The following is a 3,859-nucleotide window of genomic DNA, read 5'->3' on the forward strand; positions in this document are numbered from 1 at the left end:
TCCATTTAGTTTCAAGCCTCTCCTTTTCAGGAGAAAAAAGAAATTATGATTTCCTTATCTTTAATCTGATGGTTTTAACCAGAGGTAATTATCCATTATTCATTATCCATTATCAATTAATGAAAGGAGATTTTTAGGAAAAATTATGACTACTTATTCCTTATTTTCCTAGTAATTCATTGGCATAATATACTATTCAATTTTGACCCCTTGCTTGAAAATTTGTCATTGCCATTACAGAGGGTAAAATTGCCTCAGCTCTCTGTGTAGAAAATTCTGCTAGAGCGCCTAGGGCAAGATTAAACAAACGATTTGGTTGAAGGTCATCTTGAATTAAACCCCACAGACGACCAACCTCTTCTGTATGAATCCGATCATCTTCTACAATTGCTAGTATCAATTGTTTTCGGAGAAATTCACCCTCTTCGCTCAAAAGATATTGTAAACCTAATTGAGCAGTAGGTAGTATATCAAAATTTTGGTCTGTCTGGGCTATGCCAATCAAATTTTCTAGCCTTTGCCATTGAAACTTTCCATCTTTAAACAATACCTCAATCAACCGACGACGTAATGCTGGGGACTCACCTTTTAATAATCTTCTTGCCACATAAGGATAAGCGACATCTACAATTCTAAAATCTGGATTTAGGGAAAGAGCTAAACCCTCTTCAGTAACTAGAGAACGAATAATTAGAGCAAATTTAGCAGGGACTCGGAAAGGATAATCATACATTAATTCCGAGAATTTATCTGTAATTGTCTTAAAGTTAAAATCCTTGACTTTCTCGCCCATAATATCTCCCAGCACTATTTCTAGAGCTGGTATGATTGGCTGAATATCTACATCTGGTGCAAGAAACCCAAGCTTGACAAAATCTTTAGCCAACTCCTGATAATCTTTATTAATCAAATGAATTACTGAATCAACCAAAGTTTCTTTAGTTTCCTGCTCAAGTTGATCCATCATGCCAAAGTCAATGTAGGCCATCCGACCATCTCTCAAGGCAAATAAGTTGCCGGGATGAGGATCTGCATGAAAAAAGCCAAATTCTAGTAACTGACGTAAACCGCTAGTTACACCTACTGTAATAAGAGTATCAGTATCAAGACCTGCTGCTTGAACTTGTTCTGTATCTAATAATTTCAGACCATCTATCCATTCTAGGGTCAAAACATGGGTGGTAGTATAACGCCAATATATTGATGGTATTTTTACGCTTGGGTCATCTGCGAAATAGGTGGCAAATCTTTCTGCATTACGTCCTTCATTTATATAGTCAATCTCTTCAAATAGCTTTGTGCCAAATTCATCTACAATCATGGATAAATCGTGGCCGAGATTGAGAGGCAACCACGGAGCTAACCAACTTGCTGTCCACCGCATTAAGAATAAATCTAGAGTTATGGTGGGTAGTAAATTTGGTCGTTGAACTTTGACTGCTACATTTTCGCCACTTTTAAGACGTGCCTGATAAACTTGACCCAGACTAGCTGCTGCAACTGGTCTGGGAGAGATTTCGCTATATATATTGTTGATGTTTTGGCCTAATTCTGTCTCAATAATTGAGATGGCTGTCTTGTTGTCAAAAGGTGCTAACTGGTCTTGTAATTTTATTAGTTCTTCTAAGAAGTCTTTCCGAATTAAGTCTGGTCTTGTGGATAGTGCCTGACCTACTTTAATGAATGTTGGTCCTAAGCGAGTTAGTATTCTTCGCAGTTGAGTTGCTCGTTCGGGAGTATCTTCTACTTTGTGATATCGCCATTTGTCCCACAAAACTCCCAAAACAAAACTAGCAAAAGAAGAGATTATAACAAAAAATCTCCATATGACTAACCAAAGACGGTGTTGGTAATGTTTAGCGATCGCTTCTGGATCGTACCTTCTATTTGAAATGAAGTGATTATCGCCCACTTTTAATATTTTCCTCTTAAATTTTATATTTTTTATTTATTGTTTTGAAAAAGCGGTCAGCGGTCAGCGGTCAGCAGTCAGCAAGATTATTTTTTTTAAGTTTAAAAGGATATTTCAACTCCTCCTAAAAATCCTGCCCTTTGGTTTGCCGGAGATTAACCCAAGTTCAAAAAGCTGAAGCTGTTTGCGTAGTATCCCGGAACGGAAATACTAAAAGCTGATAGCTAGTTAAATGGCAAATTTTCAGTAATTCAGAAGGTATAGCGCTACGCGCAAGTTATCAACTCAAAAGTTAAAAAGTCAAAAGTTATCTATGACCAAAAAATTAGGTTTCCTGCCCCTTTTAAGGGGGTCAAAAAAATCAATTTCAGTATTTCAAGTCTCTGAATTCAGCGGTCGGTACTGATAACTGAATAAAATTTGATCCCTGCTGTCTTACATTAAATTTTTTTTATTTTTATTAAGTATAGTATACAAAACTACAAATTTCCCAAATGAATTTTAAAGAAATATTAAAGTCAAAACTATTATCAAAATAATTTGGTCTAATACCAATTTCACAAACTTAAACGACACTTATCAAAGTAATCTATCGAACTTGAAAGACAAGAGGTCAAGTTATGTGTAGTCTGACTTTAGGAGATTGATATAACACCCCCCTTTTAAGGCGAAATGTTTTTGGAGGGTTACTCAAAATCCTCGTTACAAAAAAACTTCTGACTTCTAACTTCTAACCTCTGACTACGTTAAAGTTCTTGTAGAGAGTCTTTCAAAGCAAATATAACTTGCTCTTGTTGTGGAGTGGAAAGTTCAGGAAACATAGGCAAAGACAAAACCTGATGGCAAATTTGTTCTACAACTGGTAATTGACGGTGTGCCAAAGATTTGTAAACAGGCTGTAAATGTAAAGGTGTGGGATAGTAAATTGCTGAACCTATTCCCTTATTTTGTAACTGAGCGCGAACCCAATCACGCAGAGAACTAGAAAAACGAGACTTTGCTGTAGCTTCTAACTCTTGACTTTTGAGCATAATTGTGTATTGATTCCAAACACATCTACCTCCAGCTAACTCTTGAGGAGGAACTACAGCACTTATGCCACTAATAAATTTATGGTAAATATCTGCTAAGTCACGACGTTGCTGATTCCAACTATCTAGATAAGGTAATTTAACTTGCAAAATTGCAGCTTGTATGGTATCTAGACGACTATTAATACCGATGTGTTCATAAAAATATTTGTTAGACTGTCCATGATTTTTGAGCATCCGGACTTGAGCAGCGATCGCCGGATTATTTGTGGTCAGAGCGCCTCCATCTCCAAAAGCTCCTAAATTTTTAGTAGGAAAAAAACTAAAACACCCAATATCACCAAAACTTCCGACTTTTTTGTTATTCCATTCTGCTCCAGTAGCTTGGGCACAATCTTCTATGACTATTAAATTATACTGGCGAGCGATCGCCATTAACTTGGTCATATCTACAGGTTGACCAAATAAATGTACTGGCAAAATAGCCTTTGTTTTTTCAGTTATAGCTGCTTCAAGTTGTTGAATATCTAAATTAAAAGTCTGGGGATTAATATCAATAAAAATTGGAGTTGCTCCTACAGCACTAATTACTTCAGTAGTAGCAAAAAAAGTGAAAGGAGTAGTAATTACTTCATCTCCAGGCCCAATATTTACAGCTCGTAAAGCTAAAAATAAAGCATCAGTCCCAGAGTTGCAGGATACACAATGAGATACATCTATATATTTAGCAAATTGTTTTTCAAAGTCATCAACAATAGAACCTCCAATATAACGACCAGAAGCAAGTACATCTTGAACTTTGGCATTTATTTGTTCGCGAATTATTTCATACTGTCGTGTTAAATCTAGAGGGGGAACATTAGTCATATTGATAGTAATGAATTAGAGAATAAGAGTATAATCAAAATTATAGTAT

Annotated in this window: 2 protein-coding genes; both read right to left on the reverse strand. The window is 36.0% G+C overall.

Annotation, left to right across the window (positions count from 1 at the left end):
* Positions 1–196: 196 nt before the first annotated feature.
* A complete protein-coding gene (locus AFK68_RS06790) occupies positions 197–1,912 on the reverse strand; it encodes an AarF/ABC1/UbiB kinase family protein (protein ID WP_094672106.1) in 1,716 nt (571 codons plus the stop codon).
* A 746-nt stretch (positions 1,913–2,658) separates the two neighbouring features.
* A complete protein-coding gene (locus AFK68_RS06795; protein WP_210407272.1) occupies positions 2,659–3,810 on the reverse strand; it encodes a DegT/DnrJ/EryC1/StrS aminotransferase family protein in 1,152 nt (383 codons plus the stop codon).
* Positions 3,811–3,859: the final 49 nt, after the last annotated feature.

Origin of the sequence: Hydrocoleum sp. CS-953, from assembly GCF_002260545.1 — a bacterium.
In the GTDB taxonomy this organism is placed as follows: Bacteria; Cyanobacteriota; Cyanobacteriia; order Cyanobacteriales; family Microcoleaceae; genus Trichodesmium.

Coding starts and splice junctions, on each gene's coding strand:
- AFK68_RS06795 (WP_210407272.1), bottom strand. CDS start 3,810: ATGACTAATGTTCCCCCTCTAGATTTAACACGACAGTATGAAATAATT.